The sequence below is a fragment of the Burkholderia sp. BCC1640 genome, assembly GCF_902833125.1.
Taxonomy (GTDB): domain Bacteria; phylum Pseudomonadota; class Gammaproteobacteria; order Burkholderiales; family Burkholderiaceae; genus Burkholderia; species Burkholderia diffusa.
In genome coordinates this window covers 1-22399 of the sequence record NZ_CADFEF010000034.1, presented here as the reverse complement: position 1 = coordinate 22399, position 22399 = coordinate 1, and the positions used below count along the sequence as shown (strand labels likewise).

Genomic DNA, 22399 nt, shown 5'->3' with positions numbered 1-22399 from the left:
GGCCGCGGCCCGGGCCGGTCAAGCGGGTTACGCGTGCGCCGCCCGCTGCGTCCGCGTGCGCTTCACCTCGTACATCGCCTGGTCCGCATGCTCGATCAGCGCGTTCATGTCGGTGCCGTCGTCAGGCAGCATCGCGACGCCGACACTGACGCCGAGCCGCAGCGGATGTCCCTCGAATTCGAACGGCTCGCCGACCTGCCGAGCGAGCCGTGCGCGTTGCGCATTGACGTCGTCGCGGCTGCCGATGTTCGGCAGGATCACCGCGAACTCGTCGCCGCCCACGCGCGCGACCGTATCCGAGCGCCGCACGGCGCGCTGCATCCGCACGGCGATCTCGCGCAGCGCGGCGTCGCCCGCGCGGTGGCCGTAGCCGTCGTTGATCGGCTTGAGCCCGTCCATGTCGATGTTGAGGATGCCGAGCCGGCCGTTCGCGCGCAGCGCCGTATGCATCGACTGGCGCAGGCGGTCGTAGAACAGCGCGCGGTTCGGCAGGCCGGTGAGCGCGTCGTGCGTCGCGCGCAGGTACAACTCGTTGGCCTCGTTGCGCGCCGCGTGGAACATCGCGGCGGCGATCAGGTCGGCCGTGAGCCGCAGCGTCCCGGCATCGGCGGCCGAAAAACCGTCGATGTCCGGCGACATCACCTTCAGCACGCCGACCGTCGTGTCCGCGTGGGTGAGCGGCATCACCAGCATCGAGCGCAGCCCGACCCGGCGGCACGCATCGCGGTCGACGCGCGGGTCGGATTCCGAATCCTTGCAGTGCAGCAGCTCGCCGCGCGTCACGCACAGGCCGGACAGGCTGCCCGAGCGGCGCAGCCGCAGCCCGAGCATCCCGGCGGCGGAGCCCGACGCGGCGCGGTACACCATGTCGTCGCCTTCGGCGAATTCGACCGCCGCGCCGCTCGCGCCCGTGAGCTGCGGCACCTGCTCGGTCACGTAAGCCATCACGCTGCCGAGGTCGAGACCGAGTTTCGCGATCTCGGTTTGCGCGGCGATGATGCGCAGCAGCGTGTCTGAGGACGGGGTAGCGGTGTCGACGATTTGATCCAAGTCAGTTTTCCATGAAGAAAGCTCAGCACGCGGCCCGGGCTTGCGGTAGCATACGCGCCGCTCACGCGGCAGCGCGTTCCGGGCGGCCCGCAACGGGCCGCCGCCGGCATCCGGCCGGTTTCCCGGGGCGCCGGACCGCCGGTTCGGCAGCGCCGGCAGTATGCCGGTCGGTCTGGCCGGCGGCAACGGTGTAACTCTTGCCATTCCATCGCGACGCGCAGCATTTCCGACCGGATTGAGTTGTTTTTCGCTTCGTCAGCACGAATCAGGGTGAGTTTTGTCTTGATTTTGAGATAGTGTGACGAATGTGCGAGCGCCGGTGCCCGGTGCGCGCTGTCCGACGAATCGGCAGCAAAATGATTCGCCGCGTCGTTTCGATAAATGCATTCAGGCCAGACTTTGAGGGGAAGCAGTGGGGATGTGCACTCACGGGCATAGCTGCTTTGCGCGCGTCGGTTGCGGCGCGCTTGATGACCGGGCGATCTTGACGAAGCGGGGCCGCGCATGAAGCCGGCCGCGTCGCTGTTCGTCCTGTCGCTCGCCACGTTCGGCGCGTTCCATGCGGCCGCGCTGTCGGCCGCGCCGATGCCGGCTGCGGCCGCTTCGGCGTCTGCCGGCAGTCCGGCCGTGACGGCGACCGCCAGCGGCGCGGCCGTGCCGAGCGCCGCCAGCATGGCGTCCGCCGGCCAGCCCGCGACGACCGTGCACCTGCCGTTCGCGTCGCTCGGCGCGTTCGATCCGGTCCACCTGCGCGGCGCCGACGACGCGCGCACGATCAATGCGGGCGTGCGGCTCGACCGCGTGGTCACCGGCGCGCGGCTGCGCCTGACCTACGCGTATTCGCCGTCGCTGGTCTTCCCGATGTCGCACCTGAAGGTGTCGATGAACGGCGAGGTGGTCGCGACCGTCCCGTTCGACGCGACCCGCGCGGGCCGTACGGTCACGCAGGACATCCCGATCGATCCCCGCTACTTCTCCGATTTCAACCAGATCGGCCTGCGCCTGATCGCGCATTACTCGCTCGACCACTGCGAGGACCCGTCGAGCTCGGCGCTGTGGGCCGACGTGAGCCCGACGAGCGAACTGATCCTCGACGAGTCGCCGGTGCGCCTGCCGAACGATCTCGCGCTGCTGCCCGCGCCGTTCTTCGACCGGCGCGACAACGGGCTCCTGCGGCTGCCGTTCGTGCTGCCGGCATCACCCGACTCGGCGACGCTGCGCAGCGCCGGCGTGCTCGCGTCGTGGTTCGGCGCGCAGGCCGACTACCGGCAGGCGCGCTTCCCGGTTGCAGCGACGCTCCCGGCCGACGACCAGGCGGTGGTGGTCGGCACGGCCGCGACCTTGCCGGCCGGCCTCGCGCTGCCATCGGTCAACGGCCCGCTGCTCGCCGTCGCCGACAACCCGGCCGCGCCGGGCCGCAAGCTGCTGATCGTGACGGGCCGCACGGCCGCCGAGGTCGACGACGCGGTCGCGGCGCTTGTGCTCGGCCGCGCGGCGCTGTCGGGCCCGGCGGCGACGGTCGCGCACGTGGATCTCGGCGCGCCGCGCAAGCCGTACGACGCACCGCGCTGGCTGCCGGTGAACCGGCCGATCACGTTCCGCGAATTGGTGTCGGACCCGCGCGAACTCGAAGTGCGCGGCACGTCGCCCGACGCGATCCGGCTGAACCTGCGCGTGCCGGCCGATCTGCATTCGTGGAACGGCTCGGGCGTGCCGATCACGCTGCGCTATCGTTACACCGCGCCGACCGTGCAGGACAACTCGACGCTCGCCGTCGAGATCAACGAACAGCTCGTGAAGTCGTACCGGCTCGGGCCGGCCCATGCGGAAGACGCGCGTGGGCGCATGCAGCTGCCGCTGCTGTCGGTGCCGGAAGGGCGCGTGACGAGCGATGTCGACATCCCGGCGTTCCGCGTCGGCAGCGGCAACCAGCTGCAGTTCCGCTTCACGCTCGATTCGCAGAAGACGGGGCTCTGCTCGAGCACCGCGACCGAGCCGCAGCGCGCGGCGATCGATCCGGATTCGACGATCGACTTCTCGCACTTCGTCCATTACGCGCAATTGCCGAACCTCGCGTTCTTCGCGAACAGCGGTTTCCCGTTCACGCGCTTCGCCGACCTGTCGCAGACGGCGGTCGTGATGCCGGACCGGCCGTCGCCGCAGGAGCTGGAAGCCTACCTGACGATGCTCGGCCACATGGGGCAGTGGACCGGCTTCCCGGCGCTGCGCGTGCAGGTCGCGCGGCCCGGCGACGTCGCCGCGCTCGCGGGCCGCAAGGACCTGCTCGTGATCGACGGCTCGCCCGCGTCGCCGCTGCTGTCGCACTGGCGCGCGGCGTTGCCGCTGTCGATCGACCAGCAGGCCGGCACGGGCGCGACGCGTGTCGCGTTCTCGGTGAAGGAACGCTGGCGCAACGGCGTCGGCATGGCCGACGGCGGCGCACATATCGAACAGACGGGCTCGCTCGCGGCGCTGGCCGGGTTCGAGCTGCCGGGCAGCCATGGCCGCAGCGTCGTGGCGCTGACGGCGACCGACCAGGCGCGTCTGGCCGATCTGCTCGACGTGTTCGAGAAGCCGGGCCTCGTGTCGCAGTTGCAGGGTGACCTCGCGCTGGTGCGGCCGGGGCAGGTCGACAGCCTGCGCGTCGGTGAGCCGTACGTGGTCGGCTTCGTGCCGTGGTACGCGCGCGTCTGGACGCAAGCGGCGCGGCACCCGGTGGTGCTCGGCGTGGTCGGCGTCGTCGCGGGGCTGTTGCTCGCGCTCGGCGTGTTCAGCGTGCTGCAGAGAATCGCCGCGCGCCGACGGGGGATGTAACGGATGGCGTGGGCATTCGCAAGGCGACGGGCAACGCAGCCGGCGCGGCGGGTCGGCACGACGCTCGTGCTGGCCGTCGCGGCCGTGTGCGCGGTGGCCGGCGCCGCCGGGGGCGCGCAGGCCGCGCAAGGCGGCGCGGCCGACGTGCGGTGCGGCGCGGTGTGGCCGCGCTGGGACGCGTTCAAGCGCGATTTCGTGTCGGCCGACGGCCGGGTGATCGACGTCGGCTCGACGGATTCGCGCACGGTATCGGAGGGGCAGGCGTATGGACTGTTCTTCGCGCTCGTCGCGAACGACCGGCACACGTTCGACACGATCCTCGCATGGACCGAGAACAACCTCGCGCAGGGCGACCTGAGCGCCCGTCTGCCGGCGTGGCTGTGGGGCCGCGCGCCGGACGGCGCGTGGCGCGTGCTCGACGCGAACGCGGCGTCCGATGCCGACCTGTGGATCGCGTACACGCTCGTCGAAGCCGGACGGCTGTGGCGCGAGCGCAGCTACACCGCGCGCGGCGCGCTGCTCGCGAAGCGCGTGCTCGACGACGAGACGGCCAGCGTGCCGGGCCTCGGCCTCACGCTGCTGCCCGGGCCGACCGGATTCAAGCTGGCCGACGGTCGATGGCGCGTGAACCCGAGCTATTCGCCGCCGCAGGTGATCCGCGGGCTCGCCGCGCGCCTGCCGGACGATCGCCGCTGGGCCGCGCTCGCGGCCAGCACCGGCCGTGTGCTGCTCGACACCGCGCCCAAGGGCTTTGCGCCGGACTGGGCGTTGTATCGCGCCGGCGCCGGCTTCGCGCCCGATCCGCAGACCCACGCGGAAAGCGCGTACAACGCGATACGCGTGTATTTGTGGGCCGGCATGCTCGATCGCGCCGATCCGCTCGCCGCGCCGCTGCTCGCGCGCTTCGCGCCGTTCGCCGATTACATCGCCGCGCATGGCGCGCCGCCGGAGAAGGTCGATACGACGACCGGCGTCGCGGGGCCGAACGACGGCAACGGCGGCTTCTCGGCGGCGGCCGTGCCGTTCCTCGACGCGCGCGGCCAGCATGCGCTCGCCGATGCGCAGGCGGCCCGTGTCGACGCGCTCGCGCGCCAGTCGGCACCCGGTTATTACACGAGCGTGCTGACGCTGTTCGGCCTCGGCTGGCGCGAGGGCCGTTACCGGTTCGGCGCGGACGGGTCGCTCGATGCGCGCTGGGAGGGCCGTTCATGCGCGGCCCGATGAAGCACGGCGCGCGGCGTGTCGCGGGGCTTGCGTGGCTCGCGTCGTCGGTCTCCGCGGCGGCGCCGGCCACGGTCGCCGTCGCGGCGACGAAACCCGTCGCGCCGAATGCCGTGTCGGCGCCGGCCTCGGCCACGTCGCCCGAGGCGCGGCGTCAGCTCGCGACCGCCCGCATGTGGGGCGCCAAGCATCGCGACGACCTCGCGCGCGACGCCCTGCGCAAAGGGCTCCTGATCGCGCCGGACGATCCCGAACTGCTCGCGGAACAGGTGCGCGTGCTGCTGCGGCTCGGCGACGCGCAAGGCGCGCAGGCCACGCTGGCGCGCCTGCAGGCGCGCGCGCCCGCGGCGCCCGACACGCGCCGCGCGGCCGACGAATACCGCGTCGCGACGAGCGGCCGCGGCGAGATAGCGCAGATCCGGCTGCTTGCGCGCAGCGGCCGCGCCGACGAGGCGGCTCGCCGGATCGTCGCGCTGTTTCCGAACGGCGCGCCGTCCGGTGCGCTGGGCGCCGAGTATTACCAGATCGTCGCGAACGCGCCGGGCGGCCGCGAACCGGCGGTCGCCGCGCTGCGCCGCGCGGTCGCGGCCGACCCGCAGGATTCGAACGCGGCGCTGGCGCTCGCGCGGCTCCTGAACCAGCGCGACGACACGCGTGCGGAGGCGAACCGCATCGCGTGGTCGCTCGCGAAGCGGCCCGACGCCGACCATACGGAAGCGATGACCGTGTGGCGGCGCGTGCTGCAGTCCGCCGGCACCGATCCCGCCTATCTCGACGCATTGCGTGCCTATCTCGCGCTCGTGCCGGACGACACCGAATTCCGCGATCGCGCCGCCGCACTCGAGCGGCAGCGCGACGCGCAGCGGCTGCTCGAGCGCGATCCGGGCTACATCGCGCAACAGCGCGGCTTGCAGGCGCTCGCGCGCGGCGACCTGAGCGGCGCCGATCCGCTGCTCGCGCGCGCCGCGCAGGCGCGCGCGGGTGATGCCGATGCGGTCGGCGGGCTCGGCCTGCTGCGCCTGCGCGAAGGCCGGCACGACGAAGCGCGCGCGCTGTTCACGCGTGCCGCAGCGCTGTCGACCGACCAGCGCAGCAAGTGGCAGAGCCTCGCGCGCACAGCGCAGTTCTGGGGGGTGATCGCGCAGGGGCGCGCAGCGGCGTCGGCCGGACGGCCGCAGGATGCCGAGCGCGCGGCGCGCGCCGCGCTCGCGATGCAGCCCGACAGCCCGGACGCGAAGCTTCAGCTTGCCGATGCGCTGCTCGCGCAGCGCGACTGGGCGCGCGCGGAGCCGTTGTTGCGCGAACTGCTCGCCGCACGTTCGCCGAACCTGTCGGCGGTGCGCGGCACCGCGACGCTGTACGAGAACACCGGCCGCGCGGATCGCATCGGCCCGCTGCTCGACGCGCTGCAGAGCTGCGTGACGGGCCGCGACGATCGCCACGCGCTCGACGGGCTGCGCGCCGACCTGCTCGCGAGCGAGGCGCGCGCGCTGGCGGACAAGGGCGAACGCGGGCCGGCCGCACAACGCTACGAAGCGGCGGTGCGCGCGGCGCCCGATGCGCCGTGGACGCGCTTCGCGCTTGCGCGGCTGTATCGCGACATGGGGCTGCCGCAGCTCGGCCGCACGGTGATGGACGACGGGCTCGCGCAAAGCGACACGCCCGAGATGCGCTATGCGGCCGCGCTGTATCGCAACTCGCTCGACGACATCGCGGGCGCGCAGGCCGCGCTCGCGGGCGTCGACGATGCGCGACGCTCGGACGGCATGCGTGCGCTCGCACGCAAGCTCGACGCGGAAGGTTCGCTGGCAGGCGCGCGCGGCGCACTCGGCCGTGGCGATCGTGCGGCCTTCGCCGCGTCGCTCGCCCATGCGCAGGCCAGCGCGCCGGACGATCCCGACATGCTGGCCGCGGTCGGCGCGCAGTGGATCGACGCGGGCGAACCCGAGCGCGGCCTCGCGCCGTTGCGCGACTGGATCGCCGCGCATCCGCGCGAGGCCGATCCCGACGTGCGGCTGCGCTACGGCGACCTGCTCGGCAGCGCGGGGCGCGACGACGCCCTCGCCGCGTGGCTCGACACGCTGCGTCGCGAGCCGGCGCTGACGCCGGCACAGACCGCGCGGATCGAGGACCAGTCGCTGCGGCTCGTGCTGCGGCAGACGGACGACGCGATCGCGCAACGGGACTATGCGCGCGCCCGCACGCTGCTCGATCGGGCGAGCCCGGCCGGCCGCGCGGACAAGCGCTACGCACTCGAACTGGCCGACCTCGAACGCGCGCAGGGCCGTTACGACGCGGCACGCGACGCGCTCGCGCCGGTCGTCGCGCGCACGCCGGACGATGCCGATACGCAGCTCGCGCTCGCGCGCATCGACGAGGACAGCGGCCACCGCGCGGCCGCGCTCGCACGCGTGCAGGCCGTGCTCGCGCGCACGCCGGACGACGACGTCGATACGCGGCTGTCGGTCGTGCGCCGGCTGAACGCGCTGCGCCGCCCGGACGAAGCCGCGCAGGTGATCGACCCGCTGCAGGCCGCGTACCCCGCGCGTGCCGACGTGACGGTCGCGGCGGGGCGCGTGGCCGAGGCGCAGGGCCGCTACGACGATGCCGCATCGCTGTACCGGCTGTCGCTGTCGCAGGAGCGCACGAGCGGCGTGAGCCCTGGCCGCGACGGTCGCACGCCCGCGCAGGCCGCGTTCGCGGATCTTGCGCAGCGGCGCGATCCCGAGATCGAGATCGGCTGGCTGCCCGCGTACAAATCGGGCGACGAAGGGATTTCCGCGTACCGCGCGCAGCAGGTGCCGATCTACGTGCAGATGCCGGTGCGCTACGACGGGCATGCGTTCCTTCAGCTCGACACCGTGCATCTGGATGCCGGCACGCTCGATACGAGCGACCCGAACGCGTATTCGCTGAAGACGTTCGGGACCTACGCGGCGCTCAACGCGCCGATCGGGCTGCCCGCGCCGTTCGTCGCGAATCCCGCGGCCGCCGCGTTGATCGCGCATCCGCCGGGCGACCTGCATCAGCCGATGACGGGCGTCGCGCTCGGCGCCGGCTATCGCACGGACGCATGGCGCGTCGATCTCGGCACGTCGCCGCTCGGCTTTCCGGTGCATTACCTGGTCGGCGGCGTACGCTACCGCTTCGACGCGGGGCCGGCGAGCTTCACCGTGAACGCGTCGCGCCGGCCGGAGACGAGCAGCGTGCTGTCGTATGCGGGGATGCGCGATCCGTGGACCGGGGCCGTATGGGGCGGCGTGCGTCGCGATGGCGTGAACCTGCGCGCGGCGGTCGACGTCGGGCGCGTGAACCTGTTCGCCGAACTCGGCGCGGGCGTGCTGTCCGGCCGCAACGTCGAGCGCAACGCGGAAGTCACGCTGCGCTCCGGCTTCACGGTGCCCGTGTACGAACGCGCGACGATGAAGGTGAGCACGGGGCTCGTCGGCAATGCGTGGCACTACGCGCAGAACCTGCGTTACTACACGTACGGGCAGGGCGGTTACTACAGCCCGCAGCGCTACCTGTCGCTCGGCGTGCCGATCGAGTGGGCCGGGCGGCGCGATGCGCTGTCGTGGGACCTGACCGTCACGGCCGGGATCTCGAACAGCTACGAAAAGGATTCGCTGTTCTACCCGACCTTCGCGAACCAGCGCGCCGCGCAGGAGGCGGCGGGGCTCGTCTATGCGGGCAGTTCGACGCGCGGCGTGTCGTTCTCGTACGGCGTGAACGGCATCGTCGAATATCGCGTGAATCCGCACCTGAGTGTCGGCGCGCAACTGCACATCGACCGGTCGCACGACTATGCGCCGAGTTCGGCGCTCGTGTACCTGCGCTATGCGTTCGACGCACGCGCGGAGCGCAACTGGCTCGTCACGCCGACGCCGGTGCGGCTTTATTCGGATTACTAGGGTCTGCTTGCATATGGAACGTACATGCGAATGCCCGAAATCGCTCGTAGGGCAAGAAGTGAGGAGCGCCGTTTGGCCGAGCCAAACAAGAGACGAGCGACGCTGCCATGCGGGCGATTTCGGGCGTTCCCCTGGAATGGTTTTTTGGTTTGGGGTTGCCACGAGAACGGCCGCTCGCCGCGTTGTGCTCCTTGCGAATACGGCCGGTATTCGCGGCGTCCCACGCCTCGCGAGCGGCCGTTCTCGTGGCAACGCATGTGCGTTCCATATGCAAGCAGACCCTAGGGGAAGCGCGTGAATACGGAAATCGATGCAACCCGTCCCGCGCTGGGCGCCGCCGGCCTGCTGGGCCGCCTGCGCGCGCTGCTGCGCACCGGGCCGGCCGGTGGCCGGGCCGGCCCGCTGAGCCGGCTCGCGATCGACGGCCTGCCCGATACGTGGACGCAGCTGGAAGCGGGCGGCCTGTACGCGATCTATGCCGCTGCCGGCACGCCGGCGTGCGACGCGCTGGTGTGGGAAAGCGCGCGGCAGTCGCGCACGCGCGACGTGACGGTCGTGCTGTCGCGCGACGCGGCGCGCGTCGCCGCGCAGATGGCGTCGCGCGGTTTCGCGGGCGGCGCGCAGCCGGCCGGCTGGCCGCGCAACCTGAACGTGCTGGCGATGCCGCCCGCGCACGAGCCGGCCGACGGCGATGCCGCGCGCGACCCCGCTGCGCCGCGTCGTGCGGCGCCCGGTCCGTTCGCACGGCTCACGGGTGGCTTGCGCGCGATGAAGCGCTACGGCTTTCGCGCGCGCTCGCTGTATTTCATCGAAGGCGCGCAGCGCTGGTTCAGCTGGGGCGATCCGGCGGCACTCGCGGAAGAGGCACACGCGCTCGCCGACTGGTGCCGCACGCACCGGATCGCGCTGGTGCTGCTGGTCGATCCGGAGATCGTGCGCACCGGCGCCGACCTCGATACCGACGATCCGCCGCTCGTGCGCGATGCGAATCGCGCGCCGCGCAGCGGCTTTCACGGGGTGTGCTCGGGCGTCGCGCAGCTGCAGCGCACGCACGGCGAGCTGCTGTGGGTCGTCGATTTCTGGCGTGCCGGCGACACGCTCGCGGCCGGTGAAGTGCGGCCGCTACGTTTCGCGCCGAGCGGCCGGCTCGCCGCGATCGTCGACGGCGCCGCCGCCGAGCCGTCGCGCCGGATGAAGCTCGCGACCGACGAGGATCGTGTCGTCGTCAGCCGCGCGGTGCTCGACGAAACGAGCCGCGTACCTGCCGGCTGGGAAATCGTCGACGACAACGCGGCGGTCGTCGCCGCCTGTGCGCATGCGCAGGCAGCGACCGCGGTTCTGGCGTTCCGCACGCACGCGCAGCTCGAGGCGCTGTGCGCGGCCGTTCACACGCTGCGCCGGCAATCCGGCGGCGCACTGAAGATCGCCGTCGTCGAGCGCGGCGAGGTGCTGCGCCAGCAGTTCGAGATGCTCGTGCTGAGCGTCGGCGCGAATCGCGTCGTCGCGCGCGACCTGCCGGTGTCGCGGATGCACGCGGCCGTGAACGCGCTGCGCGGGCAGCTCTATGCGCGGCCCGTCGCGGCCGATTATCGTGCGGCGCTCGCGGCCGCGCTCGGCGATTCGGTGCTGGGCTACCTGCCGGTCGGCGCCTTCTGTCTGCGGATTCGCGCGGTGCTCGATCGCGGCGCCGTGCTCGCGTTGCCGCATACGCTCGCGAAGATCGCGCTGCTGCCCGGCGTGTCGCACGTCGATGCGCTCCGGCACTGCCGGCCGCGCCGCGCGGGCGACGTCGTGACCGCCGATGCCGGACACCTGTACGTGTTTCTGTTCGCGTGCGAGCCGGCCGATGCCGATGACGCGCTGACGCGGATCTTCGACGTGCCGGTCGACACGCTGTCCGATCGCGTCGTGTGTCTCGGACAGGGCAGCATCGACACCGAGCTCGATGCGCTGAAGACCGAGAACCGGCGCGCGCCGATTGCCGACTACAGCGACCTGTTCGCGACGGCGAAGCCGGCCGGCGCGGCGCGCGCGCCGATCGAACGCGCGGAGGATGTCGCGCCGCGCGCCGAACCGGACGCCGACGTCGCAGCGGCCGGGACGGTCGACGCGCATGCCGATGCGACGCCGCATGCCGACGACGCAACGTCGGCCGCAGATACGCCGCCACCATCCGCGGAATTTCCCGTCGCGCGCACGCGCGGCGCCATCCGCAGCGCGATGCCGCTGCGCAAGCCGGAGGGCGCATGATCGCCGAACTCGTCATCGGATTCGTCGTCGGCATCGCGATCGCGGTGCCGGTGTGGATCGTCGCGCAGCACCTGGGCCTTGGCCGCGGTTTTCATGCGCCGCGAGGGTTGCACCGGCGCGACGCGGTGCCGTGCGAACTCGTGCCGGTCGCGCTGCGCGGGCGCCTGCTGCCCGAAGCCGGCCGTACCGACGAGGCCACGTCATGAAAACGATCGCCGTCACGTCGACGACCGGCGGCGCGGGCCGCACGACGCTCGCCGGCGCGCTCGCGGTGCTGCTCGCGCGCCGCGGCCGGCCGGTCGTCGCGGTCGAGTTCGACGCGCAGAACCTGATGGGCGCGACGCTCGGTCTCGACACGCTGGCCGAGCACGGGCTCGCGCACAGCCTGCGCGGTGACGCCGGCGACGCCGCGCCATGGCACGCGCATACGTGGCGCAATGCCGACGGCGTGCTGTTCGTGCCGTATGGCCAGGTCGACGCAGCGGGCGCCGCCGCCTGCGATGCGCGGCTCGCGGCCGATCCGGCCTGGCTGTCGCGCGCGCTCGACGAGATCGCGCTGCCGGCCGAAGGCGTCGTGCTGATCGACACCGCGCGCTATCCGTCGCCGCAGGCCGAGCAGGCGATTCGTCGCGCCGACCTGACGCTCGTCGTCGTGCCGCCCGAACCGGCCGCGTGCGCGACGGTCGCCGCGCGCCTCGACGCGCTGCGGGCCGGCGGCGGCGACCTGCAGATTGTCGTGAACCGGCTGAACCCGGCGCGCGACATGCAGCGCGATGCGCTCGCGATGCTGCGCGCGGTCGCGGGGCCGGCGTCGATGCTCGAACAGCGGATTCACGTCGATGCGGCCGTGCCCGAGACGCTCGCGCGCGGCACCTGGATCTTCGACGACGCGCCGTATTCGCAGGCGTCGCACGACCTGAACGGCGTCGCGAACTGGGTCGACGCGTGGCTCGCGGCGGCCGCGGCCGGCCGCACGGGAGCGCGGCGATGAAGGCCGCGTTCGCGTCGCGCTGGCGTGCCGCGGCCCGGCGCGCGATCGACTGGTGCGCGCGCGGGATCGGGTTGCCGGCCCAGCGCACGCTGCTCGACTGGCTCGTGCGGCTGTTCTTCCATGCACCGCCGCCCGGCCGGCCCGATCCCGTGCGCCGCCGGGCGCGCGTTGCCTTCCTGTGGCTCGCGCAGGAGTGGGGCGTGCTGCAGCCGCTGAGCCCGCGCGAATGGCTGTGGCGTGCGATCGTGCGCGCGCCGCGCGCGGCCGACGAGCGGCCCGCGCGCGATCCGCTCGCATGGTTCGACACGTTCGTCGTGCCGGTCTACGTCGCGGCGCGCGCGCTCGGCGCCCGCCTCGACGCGCTGCTCGGGCGCCTGCCGTGGGCGCGCTGGGGCGGCTGGCTCGACGCGCGCGCGCACGGCGTCGGCCGGCACCGCTGGCTCGCGCCGCTGCTGCTGATCGCCGGTGCGCTGATGTGGGCCGCGGCCGGGATGTCGCCGCTGATGCCCGGCGCGCAGTTCGCGTTCTTCGCGATCGTCGCGGTGCTGGCGCTGGCGCTGCGCCGCCTGCCGGGCCATCTGCCGACGCTCGCGCTCGCGTCGCTCGCGCTGCTCGCCACGGTCCGCTACGTGTGGTGGCGCACGACCCAGACGCTCGATTTCCGCAGCCCCGTCGAGGCGTTCGCCGGCTACCTGCTGTACGGTGCCGAAGCCTACACGTGGATGATCCTGCTGCTCGGCTTCATACAGACCGCTTGGCCGCTCGACCGGCCGATCGTGCCGTTGCCCGACGATCCCGACAGCTGGCCGAGCGTCGACATCTGTATCCCGACCTACAACGAGCCGCTGTCGGTCGTGAAGCCGACCGTGTTCGCGTCGCAGAGCATCGACTGGCCGACGGCCAAGCTGCGCGTGTACCTGCTCGACGACGGCCGCCGCCCCGAGTTCGAGGCGTTCGCGCGGGAAGCGGGGATCGGCTACCTGACGCGCGACGACAATCGCCACGCGAAGGCCGGCAACATCAACCGCGCGCTGCCGAAGACGCACGGCGAATACATCGCGATCTTCGACTGCGATCACGTGCCGACGCGCTCGTTCCTGCAGACGACGATGGGCGTGTTCCTGCGCGACCCGAAATGCGCGCTGGTGCAGACGCCGCACCATTTCTTCTCGCCCGATCCGTTCGAGCGCAACCTCGGCACGTTCCGCGAGATCCCGAACGAGGGCAACCTGTTCTACGGGCTCGTGCAGTCGGGCAACGACCTGTGGAACGCGACGTTCTTCTGCGGATCGTGCGCGGTGCTCAAGCGCAGCGCGCTGGAGGAGGTGGGCGGCGTCGCCGTCGAGACCGTGACCGAGGACGCGCACACCGCGCTCAAGCTGCATCGCCGCGGCTACACGTCGGCCTACCTGCCGACCGTGCAGGCGGCCGGCCTCGCGACCGAGAGCCTCGCGGGCCACGTGAAGCAGCGCACGCGCTGGGCGCGCGGGATGGCGCAGATCTTCCGGATCGACAATCCGTTCCTCGGGCGCGGGCTCGGCTTCATCCAGCGGATCTGCTACGGCAATGCGATGCTGCATTTCTTCTACGGGATCCCGCGGCTCGTGTTCCTGACGATTCCGCTCGCCTACCTGTTCTTCCACCTGTACTTCATCAATGCGTCGTCGATCGCGCTCGCGAGCTACGTGATCCCGTACCTGGTGCTCGCGAACGTCGCGAACTCGCGGATGCAGGGGCGCTATCGCCACTCGTTCTGGGCCGAGGTCTATGAATCGGTGCTCGCGTGGTACATCGCGCTGCCGACCACCGTCGCGTTCTTCAGCCCGAAGCACGGCAAGTTCAACGTGACCGACAAGGGCGGCAAGATCGACGAAGGCTACGTCGACTGGTCGACGTCGAAGCCGTACCTCGTGCTGTTCGCGCTGAACGTGCTCGCGATCGCGGCCGGCGTGTGGCGGCTCGCGGCCGATCAGGGCGACGAGGCGTCGACGATCCTGATCACGCTCGGCTGGACCGTCTACAACCTTGCGATGCTCGGCGCCGCGCTGGCCGTCGCGCGCGAGACCAAACAGGTGCGCGTCACGCACCGGATCGCGATGCGCGTGCCGGCGACGCTGCTGCTCGCCGACGGGTCGACGGCCGCTTGCTTCACCAGCGACTACTCGACCGGCGGCCTCGGCCTCGAAGCGGTGCCGGGGCTGCCGCTCGCGGTCGGCGACACGCTGACGGTGTGCGTGACGCGTGGCGACCGGCCGTTCCCGTTCCCGGTGCGCGTGAGTCGCGTGACGCCGACGCACGTCGGCGTGAGCTTCGAGGCGCTGACGCTCGAGCAGGAGCGCCAGCTCGTGCAGTGCACGTTCGGCCGCGCGGACGCGTGGCTCGACTGGCACGCCAGCGCGCGCGCGGACACGCCGCTGCGCGGGCTGAAGGAAGTGCTGCGCGTGGGCCTGGATGGTTACGTACGAATGTGGAAGGGCGCGGCGCGCGGCGTGCAGTCGATGCTGGCGCCGAAGCTCGATCGGGCGCGCGACTGACGCGGCGTCCATCACGGAGTGGTTTAAATGACGTTCTGGAATCTGTATTTCATCCTGAAGTTCGCGCTGTTCGCGACCGGCCACCTGCAGCCGCTGTGGCTCGCGAACCTCGCGTTCGCGCTGGCGCTTGCGGTGAGCGCGCCGATCCGGCGCCGCGCGTGGCGCATCGTGAGGCAGCTCGTCGCGATCGCGATCGCGGTGCCGCTCCTCGCGCGCGAAATGCATGCGCCGCCGCTCGCGCGCCTCGCCGAAGCCGCGCGCGAGGTCGGCACGTTCCGCCTCGATTACTGGATGGAGTTGCTGCCGCGCCTGTTGCCGCCCGTGCTGGTGCTGACGGTCGCGGGCGTGCTGATCGTCTATTTCGTCGTCAATCGCTGGGTGCGTGTCGCGACCTTCGTGCTCGCCGTGCTGATCGTGATGCCGCTGTGGCAGGCCGGCAACGGGCTGATGGCTCGCGTCGTCGCGCCGCTGCCGCAGCAGGCCGACGCGACGGGCGGGCGCGCCGGCCAGCCCGAGGATCACAACGCGGCGCTCGCGACGTTCCGCGCGCAGGAGTCGCAGCGCCAGGTCGCGTTCGGTCATCTCGGCAACGACCCGGCCGCGCAGTTCGACGTGATCGTGCTGCACGTCTGCTCGCTGTCGTGGGACGACCTCGATGCCGCGAAGGTGCGCAATCACCCGATGCTGAATCACTTCGACTACCTGTTCAACAACTTCAGCACGGCCGCGAGCTACAGCGGCCCGGCCGCGATCCGCGTGCTGCGCGCGAGCTGCGGGCAGGAAGCGCATGCGGACCTGTACAAACCGGCGCCGCAGCAGTGCCACCTGTTCTCGCAACTCGCGTCCGCCGGCTACAGGGTGCAGTCGCTGCTGAACCACGACGGCCACTTCGACAACTTCCTCCAGGTCATTCACGACAATATCGGCGTGCCCGACGCGCCGATGATCTCGAACGCCGCCGCCCCGGTCGCGATGCATGCGTTCGACGGCTCGGCGATCAAGGACGATTACGGCACGCTCGCGAGCTGGTACGCGCAGCGCGCGTCGATGCCGGGCCCGGTCGCGCTGTACTACAACACGATCAGCCTGCACGACGGCAACCGCGTGGTGGGGAGTGGGCTGACCAGCATCGATTCGTATCCGCAGCGCGCGACCAAGCTGATGAACGACTTCGACCGGCTCGCCGACCTGATCGCGCAGTCGGGCCGGCGTGCGGTGATCGTGTTCGTGCCCGAGCACGGCGCCGCGCTGCGCGGCGACAAGAACCAGGTCGCGGGCCTGCGCGAGATTCCGACGCCGCGCATCGTTCACGGGCCGGTCGGCGTGCGGCTCGTCGGCTTCACCGGCAATCACGGCACGACGACCGTGATCGACCAGCCGACGAGCTTTCTCGCGCTCGCGCAGCTGCTGTCGAACCTCGTGTCGAACAGCCCGTTCAAGCCGGGCGTGACGCTTGCACAATATGCGGCCGACCTGCCGCGCACGCGGATGGTCGGCGAGAACGAAGGCACGGTGACGGTGCAGACGAGCGCCGGCTATGCGGTCAAGACTCCGGACGGCGTATGGATCGACGAACAGTAAACATCGGCGAAGGCGACGACGATCGCCTGTCGCAACCGAACGACGTGCTCGGCCTCGCGCGGCACTTGCCCGCGCTGGACCCGGCACGCTACGTCGACGAGCAGGCGCGGCGCGCGTTCGTCGAATCGCTGGACCGCTGGCCGGTGCTCGCGAAGCTGATGGGATTGAAGCGGTAAACGCAACGCGGCCGGCGTGAATGCCGGCCGCGTTGCATCGATGATGCCGACTACTGCCGGCTTACTGCGCGCGGCGCGCCGGCTGGCGCGTCCACTCGTTTTCCTCGCCCGGCACCTTGCCGAAGGTCTGCGCGGCCCACGCGTCGCGGGCCGCCTCGATCTTCGCGCGCTCGCTCGACACGAAATTCCATTCGATGAACCGCTCGCCCGGCAGGTGCGCACCGCCGAGCAGCATCACGCGCGCGCCGTTCCCGCTGGCGAGCGCGACGTTCGCGCCGGGTTCGAGCACGGCCATCGTCGCCGGTGCGAGCGGCGTGCCGTCGATCGTGAGGTCGCCGTCGACGAGATACACGCCGCGCTCGTCGTGTTCCGCATCGAGCGCGAGTTGCCCGCCCGCGGCGAATTCCGCATACGCATAGAGCGTCGGCGAGAACACGGCGACCGGCGACGTGAGCCCGAATGCGGTGCCTGCGATCACGCGCACGCTCGCGCCGTCGCGCGTGAACGACGGCAGCGTGTCGGCCGCGTGATGCACGAACGCGGGCGCGGTGTCCTCATGCTCGACCGGCAGCGCGACCCAGGTCTGGATCCCGTGCACGGGCTGTTCATGCGGGCGGTCCTCGTCGGGCGAGCGCTCCGAGTGGACGATGCCGCGCCCGGCCGTCATCCAGTTCACGTCGCCGGGCACGATCTTCTGCCGGAAGCCGAGGCTGTCGTGATGCATCAGCGTGCCGTCGAACAGGTAGGTGACGGTCGCGAGGCCGATGTGCGGATGCGGCAACACGTCGATCCCGCTGCCGGCCGGCAGCACGGCCGGCCCCATTTCGTCGAAGAAGATGAACGGCCCGACGAGGCGCGCGGCGCGCGCGGGCAGCACGCGGCGCACGACGAGGTTGCCGATGTCGCTCTCGCGCGGCGTAAGCAGGGTCTTGATCGATGCGGACATGGTGGGTTTCTCGGTGTCGGTGAGTCAGGCGATGGCCGTATCGATCGTGATCGGGTGCGTGAGGATCTTGTGCACCGGACACGCGTTCGCGATCTGCAGCAGGCGCTCGCGCTGCTCGTCGGTCAGGTCGCCGTCGAGCGTGATGCGGCGCATGATCGTGCTGCCCGCGCTGCCCGATTCGTGCGCGAGCTTCACGTGCACTTCGGCGAGCGGCCAGCCCTTGCGTTGCGCGTACATTTTCAGCGTGATCGCGGTGCAGGCGCCGAGGCTCGACAGCAATAGCGCGACGGGCGTCGGTGCGGTGTCGCCGCCGCCGAGCGCCGCCGGTTCATCGGCGCGCCACTGATGCACGCCGTCGGTGAAATGGACCAGGTAATCGACGGAGCCGATGCTCGCTTCGACGGACAGTTCGCTCATTGCAATTCCATGTGGGGAAAGGGGAGACGGGCCGGCCGGGCATGGCCGGGCACGCGAGGCGTTACGGTTCGAGCAGGCGCTGCAGCCGCAGTTCCTCGAAATCCAGCTCGGATTCTATGCGGTGCAACACCGCGTCGTCGACTCGGCCGTCGCGATGCAGGCCGAGCAGCGCGTCGCGCGACACGCCGACCAGTTCCAGCTCGACGCGCAGCATTCGCGCGCGCACGTCCGCCGGTTCGGCGCCGTCGCGGTGCGCGCGTTCGTTGAACGCGACGCGGCTGCGGTATTCGGTCAGCAGCCGGTCGAGCGATGCGCGTTCGAGGCCCGCGCCGCGCTGTTCGCGAGCATCGAGTTCGACGAGCGCCGCACCGAACGTGTAGGCGCGCACCGCATGCTCGGACATCGTGTGCCGCGCGGCCGGGCGCAGCTTCAGCACGCGGATCAGCGGCGCGAGCGTGCCGCCTTGCACGACCAGCGTCGCGATGATCAGCAGGAACGTGCTGAACAGGATCAGGTCGCGGCCGGGGAAGTCGTTCGGCAGCGCGATCGCGGCCGCGAGGCTCACGACGCCGCGCATGCCGGACCAGCCGAGCACGACGGCCTCGCGCCACGACCACGGCGTGTGGCCCGCGCGCGGCGCGCGCAGGCGGCCCGGCAGCCACATCGCGACGAACACCCACACGACGCGCGCGGCGATCGCGGCGGCCGTCGCCGGCAGCGCGACGCGCAGGCCGGCCATCAGCACCGCGCCTTCGTGGTTCACGCGCGCGAGGATCGCGTGCAGCGCGAGGCCGATCAGGATGAACACGAGCGCGTCGAGCACGAACACGATCGCTTCCCAGGTCGCCTTCGCCTTGATCCGCATGTCGGCGTCGAACACGCGATGCTGGCGCACGCCGAGCACGAGGCCGCACGTCACGACCGACAGCACGCCCGAGCCGTGCACGGCTTCCGCGATCCCGTAGCTGCCCCACGCCATCGCGAAGGTCACGACGATGCCGAGCATCGGCTCGCGCAGGCGCTGCAGCACCCAGCACATCGCATGGCCGCATGCGAGACCGACCGCGATGCCGATCAGCGTGAGCGAGAAGAACAGGCCGGTGGCGCTCGCGGTCGTGATCGTGACGGCGAGCGCGGCCGACACGGCCATCTGATACAGCAACAGGCCCGACGCATCGTTGACGAGGCTTTCGCCTTCGAGCACCGCCACGAGCCGGGCGGGCAGCGGATGGCGCTGCAGGATCGCCTTCGCGGCGACGGCGTCGGGCGGCGAGACGATCGCGCCGAGCGTGAAGCACGCGGCCCACGGCAGCGCCGGATTGACCGCATGCACGGCGAGCGCGACCGCAACCGTCGTGAACGCCACCGCGCCGAGCGCGAGCGATGCGATCGACCCGAGCTCGTGCCGGAATTCCTTCCATGCCGTATAGAAACCGCTCGACATCAGCAGCGGCGGCAGCACGGCCGCAAGCAGCAGCGCCGGGTCCATGTCGGGCACGCGCTTGCCGGCGACGGCCACCACGCAGCCGCCGAGCAGCAGCACGACGGCCGGTGGAATCGAGATCCGCTCCGCGAGCCACGTGAGCGCGCCCGCGCCGCAGATCAACAGCAGCAGGTAATGAAACAGTTCGACGTTGTTCATGAGCCGTGCATCACGACGGCTTGCGGTCGTTCGCGGCGCCGCCCGGCAGCGTGCCGAACATGTGCTGGCTGCATTGTGCGTCGCGCCACGCGGTATTCAGCCGGTAGCCGGACAGCATCCGGCGCGCGAGCGGCAGGATCTGTTCGCCTGCCAGCATGCCGAGCAGGCCGAGGAGCGCGATGATCGGCGGTGCCGGCGAATTCACGCCGAGCGCGCCGTAGATGACGCCGGCGAGGATGCCTGCGAACAGCGACAGAAAATACGGTTTCATGGTGAAAACCTCTCGTGATAGGCTGATCGGGGGCGAAGGGCGCGCCTTCAACGTGCTGGAAGCGTATCGGGTTTACGTGTGGAACAAAAGGGCGGACGGCCCTTTGAGAGCCCTCTCTTTCGGAATTCGATCGATTCCATTTCTTGGATGTTCGAGCCGCGACTTTTCCGATTAAATGGCTGCAACCGGAAGACGCCGTTCCGGGGTAACGCACAGTCGGCTCCTCCCGGTTTCCGGTCGAGGCAAGCCTCAAACGTTTCCTGTCCAAAGGATGATTCGCGCCATGAGCAACCCGAAGCTTGAAGTCCTCACCCCCCAGAACAGCCAATTGATCTTCATCGACCAGCAGCCGCAGATGGCGTTCGGCGTGCAGTCGATCGATCGCCAGACGTTGAAGAACAACGTCGTCGGGCTGGCCAAGGCCGCGAAGGCATTCAACATCCCGACCACGATCACGACCGTCGAAAGCGACAGCTTCTCGGGTTACACCTATCCCGAGCTGCTCGACGTGTTCCCGAACCAGAAGACGCTCGAACGCACGTCGATGAACTCGTGGGACGACCAGAAGGTGCGCGATGCGCTGGCCGCGAACGGCCGCAAGAAGGTGGTCGTGTCGGGCCTGTGGACGGAAGTCTGCAATACGACGTTCGCGCTCAGCGCGATGCTCGAAGGCGATTACGAAATCTACATGGTGGCCGACGCGTCGGGCGGCACGTCGAAGGACGCGCACGACTTCGCGATGCAGCGGATGATCCAGGCCGGCGTCGTGCCCGTCACCTGGCAGCAGGTCGCGCTCGAGTGGCAGCGCGACTGGGCCCGCCGCGACACCTACGACGCCGTGATGGCGGTCGCGAAGGAACATTCGGGCGCGTACGGCATGGGCGTCGACTACGCGTACACGATGGTTCACAAGGCCGCGCAGCGCACCGCGACGCCGCACGAATCGATTCCGGCCGTCCCGGCGAAGTAACGGGCACGGGCCGCCCGTTCAGACGGGCGGCAGTGCCCACGGCGCGTGTGACAGATGTTCGACGAGGAACTCGAGCAGCGCCGTCACGCGCGCGGCACGCAGCATGCCGGGCGGCGTGACGAGATTGACGTTGATATCGGCGATTTTCCAGTCGTGCATGACTTCCTCGAGCTCGCCGCTTTGCAGTGCGTCCCACACCAGGAACGTCGGCTGCAGCGCGAGACCGTGGCCTGCAAGAAGCGCGGGGCCGATGACGTCGGCGTTGTTGGTGCGGATGCGGCCGCGCACGGGGATGCCGATTTCGTCGTTCGACGCGGTGTGGCGAAAGCGCCAGTAGTCGGGTGTCGGGATGTTCGTGTAGGTCAGGCACACGTGCCGGTCGAGTTCGCTCGGATGGGTCGGCCGGCCATGCCGATCGAGATACGCAGGCGATGCGACGAGCGGCCGGCGCACCGCGCACAGACGACGCGCCCGCAGCGAGGAATCGTTCAGCTCGGCGATCCGGATCGCGACGTCGAAGCCGCCCGACACGATGTCGACGAACTGGTCGGACAGCACGAGATCGATGTCGACGCGCGGGTAGCGTTCGAGAAACGCGGGCAGCACCGGCGCCAGGTGGTGCAGCCCGAACGACATCGGCGCGTTCACGCGCACGAGGCCGTGCGGTTCGAGCGCGTGCGCGGAGGCCTCGTCCTCGATCATCTCGGCGTCGGCGAGCAGGCGGATCGCGCGATCGCGCAGCAGTTCGCCGGTCGGCGTGAGCGACAGCTTGCGCGACGTGCGGTACAGCAGCATCGCGCCGAGGCGCTTTTCGAGGCGTGCGATCGCTTTCGACACGGTCGGTTGCGAGATGCCGAGCAGGTCGGCCGCCTTGGCGAACGAACCGGTCTCGGCGACGCGCGCGAAGATGGCCCAGGCTTCGAGATCGGGAAGATGTTGCATGGCTGGAGAGCGTGGCGGCGAAGTGAAGCGAACGAGGCGGAAACGGTTCGGGCTGCCGACGCACGGCGCCCGGGCGGCACTGCGGCACATTCTAATTCAGTCGGGAAGGGCGTATGGAATCGTATCTGGCTTCATTGGGCGCCGGCGTGTTGATCGGCGTCGTGTACAGCGTGATCAAGGTGCGCTCGCCCGCACCGCCGCTGATCGCGCTGGTCGGTCTGGCCGGCATGCTGATCGGCGTGGCGGCCGTCGCACCGGTCCGTCACTGGCTCGGTTTCTGATTGCATCGAGGACATATTGATGAGCACGACCGACAGCCAACCGGATCTGATCCTCCATAACGGAAGATTCACGACCCTCGACCGCACGAACCCCGTCGCGACTTCCGTCGCGATCAAGGATGGCCGCTTCGTCGCGGTCGGCCACGACGCGGACGTGATGCCGCTCGCGGGCCGCGCGACGAAGGTGGTCGACCTCGACGGCCGCGGCGTGCTGCCGGGCCTGATCGACAACCACTGCCACGTGATTCGTGGCGGCCTGAACTACAACATGGAGCTGCGCTGGGACGGCGTGCCTTCGCTCGCCGTCGCGATGGAGATGCTCAAGCGTCAGGTCGCGATCACGCCCGCGCCGCAGTGGGTGCGCGTGGTCGGCGGCTTCACCGAACATCAGTTCGTGGAGAA

General features: G+C 70.8%; 18 protein-coding genes. 12 read left to right on the top strand and 6 right to left on the bottom strand.

All coding sequences use genetic code 11. The features are described 5' to 3' along the window. Positions 1-27: 27 nt before the first annotated feature. On the bottom strand, positions 28-1050 hold the full coding sequence (locus HWX25_RS28120; protein WP_244138803.1) for a sensor domain-containing diguanylate cyclase: 1023 nt from the start codon (positions 1048-1050) through the stop codon (positions 28-30). A gap of 504 nt (positions 1051-1554) precedes the next feature. On the opposite strand from HWX25_RS28120, the gene bcsB reads away from it, so the two are divergent. The 9 genes from bcsB to HWX25_RS28075 all read left to right on the top strand — a co-directional run bounded on the left by bcsB (position 1555) and on the right by HWX25_RS28075 (position 16528). Beyond that, entirely contained in the window at positions 1555-3864 is a 2310-nt protein-coding gene (bcsB, locus tag HWX25_RS28115; RefSeq protein WP_175911710.1) for a cellulose biosynthesis cyclic di-GMP-binding regulatory protein BcsB, read from the top strand. Between the two features lie 3 nt (positions 3865-3867). Further along, positions 3868-5088, top strand: a complete 1221-nt coding sequence (gene bcsZ, locus HWX25_RS28110; protein WP_175911708.1) for a cellulose synthase complex periplasmic endoglucanase BcsZ — start codon at positions 3868-3870, stop codon at positions 5086-5088. Next, a complete protein-coding gene (locus HWX25_RS28105; RefSeq protein WP_175911706.1) occupies positions 5073-8996 on the top strand; it encodes a cellulose synthase subunit BcsC-related outer membrane protein in 3924 nt (1307 codons plus the stop codon). The genes bcsZ and HWX25_RS28105 overlap by 16 nt, the downstream gene beginning before the upstream one ends. Before the next feature lie 294 nt (positions 8997-9290). Further along, a complete protein-coding gene (gene bcsE / locus HWX25_RS28100; RefSeq protein WP_175911704.1) occupies positions 9291-11246 on the top strand; it encodes a cellulose biosynthesis protein BcsE in 1956 nt (651 codons plus the stop codon). Continuing rightward, on the top strand, positions 11243-11452 hold the full coding sequence (locus tag HWX25_RS28095) for a hypothetical protein (protein WP_059815470.1): 210 nt from the start codon (positions 11243-11245) through the stop codon (positions 11450-11452). The genes bcsE and HWX25_RS28095 overlap by 4 nt, the downstream gene beginning before the upstream one ends. Continuing rightward, the gene (gene bcsQ / locus HWX25_RS28090) at positions 11449-12237 is read left to right on the top strand and encodes a cellulose biosynthesis protein BcsQ (protein WP_175911702.1); all 789 of its coding nucleotides are present in this window, start codon (positions 11449-11451) and stop codon (positions 12235-12237) included. The genes HWX25_RS28095 and bcsQ overlap by 4 nt, the downstream gene beginning before the upstream one ends. After that, entirely contained in the window at positions 12234-14771 is a 2538-nt protein-coding gene (gene bcsA / locus HWX25_RS28085) for a UDP-forming cellulose synthase catalytic subunit (protein WP_175911700.1), read from the top strand. Before bcsQ ends, bcsA begins: the two co-directional genes overlap by 4 nt. Positions 14772-14798: 27 nt before the next feature. After that, positions 14799-16352, top strand: a complete 1554-nt coding sequence (gene bcsG, locus HWX25_RS28080) for a cellulose biosynthesis protein BcsG (protein ID WP_175911698.1) — start codon at positions 14799-14801, stop codon at positions 16350-16352. Then, on the top strand, positions 16334-16528 hold the full coding sequence (locus HWX25_RS28075) for a hypothetical protein (RefSeq protein WP_059691215.1): 195 nt from the start codon (positions 16334-16336) through the stop codon (positions 16526-16528). Before bcsG ends, HWX25_RS28075 begins: the two co-directional genes overlap by 19 nt. Before the next feature lie 61 nt (positions 16529-16589). Here the strand turns inward: HWX25_RS28075 and HWX25_RS28070 are convergent, their stop codons facing one another. The 4 genes from HWX25_RS28070 to HWX25_RS28055 all read right to left on the bottom strand — a co-directional run bounded on the left by HWX25_RS28070 (position 16590) and on the right by HWX25_RS28055 (position 19804). Next, complete coding sequence (locus tag HWX25_RS28070; RefSeq protein WP_175911696.1) at positions 16590-17474, bottom strand: pirin family protein; 885 nt, start codon at positions 17472-17474, stop codon at positions 16590-16592. 24 nt (positions 17475-17498) lie between these two features. Next, the gene (locus HWX25_RS28065; RefSeq protein WP_059815458.1) at positions 17499-17891 is read right to left on the bottom strand and encodes an OsmC family protein; all 393 of its coding nucleotides are present in this window, start codon (positions 17889-17891) and stop codon (positions 17499-17501) included. A gap of 61 nt (positions 17892-17952) precedes the next feature. Next, positions 17953-19533, bottom strand: coding sequence for a sodium:proton antiporter (locus tag HWX25_RS28060; protein ID WP_175911694.1), 1581 nt, complete (start codon positions 19531-19533; stop codon positions 17953-17955). A gap of 10 nt (positions 19534-19543) precedes the next feature. Further along, positions 19544-19804: a DUF1427 family protein gene (locus tag HWX25_RS28055; protein WP_059523312.1), complete on the bottom strand. Its 261-nt coding sequence runs from the start codon at positions 19802-19804 to the stop codon at positions 19544-19546. A 283-nt stretch (positions 19805-20087) separates the two neighbouring features. Here HWX25_RS28055 and HWX25_RS28050 point away from each other — a divergent pair, with 283 nt between their 5' ends. Then, positions 20088-20774, top strand: coding sequence for a hydrolase (locus HWX25_RS28050; protein ID WP_175911692.1), 687 nt, complete (start codon positions 20088-20090; stop codon positions 20772-20774). A gap of 18 nt (positions 20775-20792) precedes the next feature. Here HWX25_RS28050 and HWX25_RS28045 read toward each other — a convergent pair whose 3' ends face one another. Continuing rightward, the gene (locus tag HWX25_RS28045; RefSeq protein WP_059815451.1) at positions 20793-21716 is read right to left on the bottom strand and encodes a LysR family transcriptional regulator; all 924 of its coding nucleotides are present in this window, start codon (positions 21714-21716) and stop codon (positions 20793-20795) included. A gap of 113 nt (positions 21717-21829) precedes the next feature. Between HWX25_RS28045 and HWX25_RS28040 the strand changes: the two genes are divergently transcribed. Together HWX25_RS28040 and HWX25_RS28035 are read left to right on the top strand one after the other, a co-directional pair. Continuing rightward, entirely contained in the window at positions 21830-21997 is a 168-nt protein-coding gene (locus tag HWX25_RS28040) for a DUF1427 family protein (RefSeq protein WP_059691222.1), read from the top strand. Between the two features lie 19 nt (positions 21998-22016). Continuing rightward, the coding region (locus tag HWX25_RS28035) for an amidohydrolase family protein (protein WP_175911690.1) at positions 22017-22399 on the top strand (383 nt) is incomplete at its 3' end.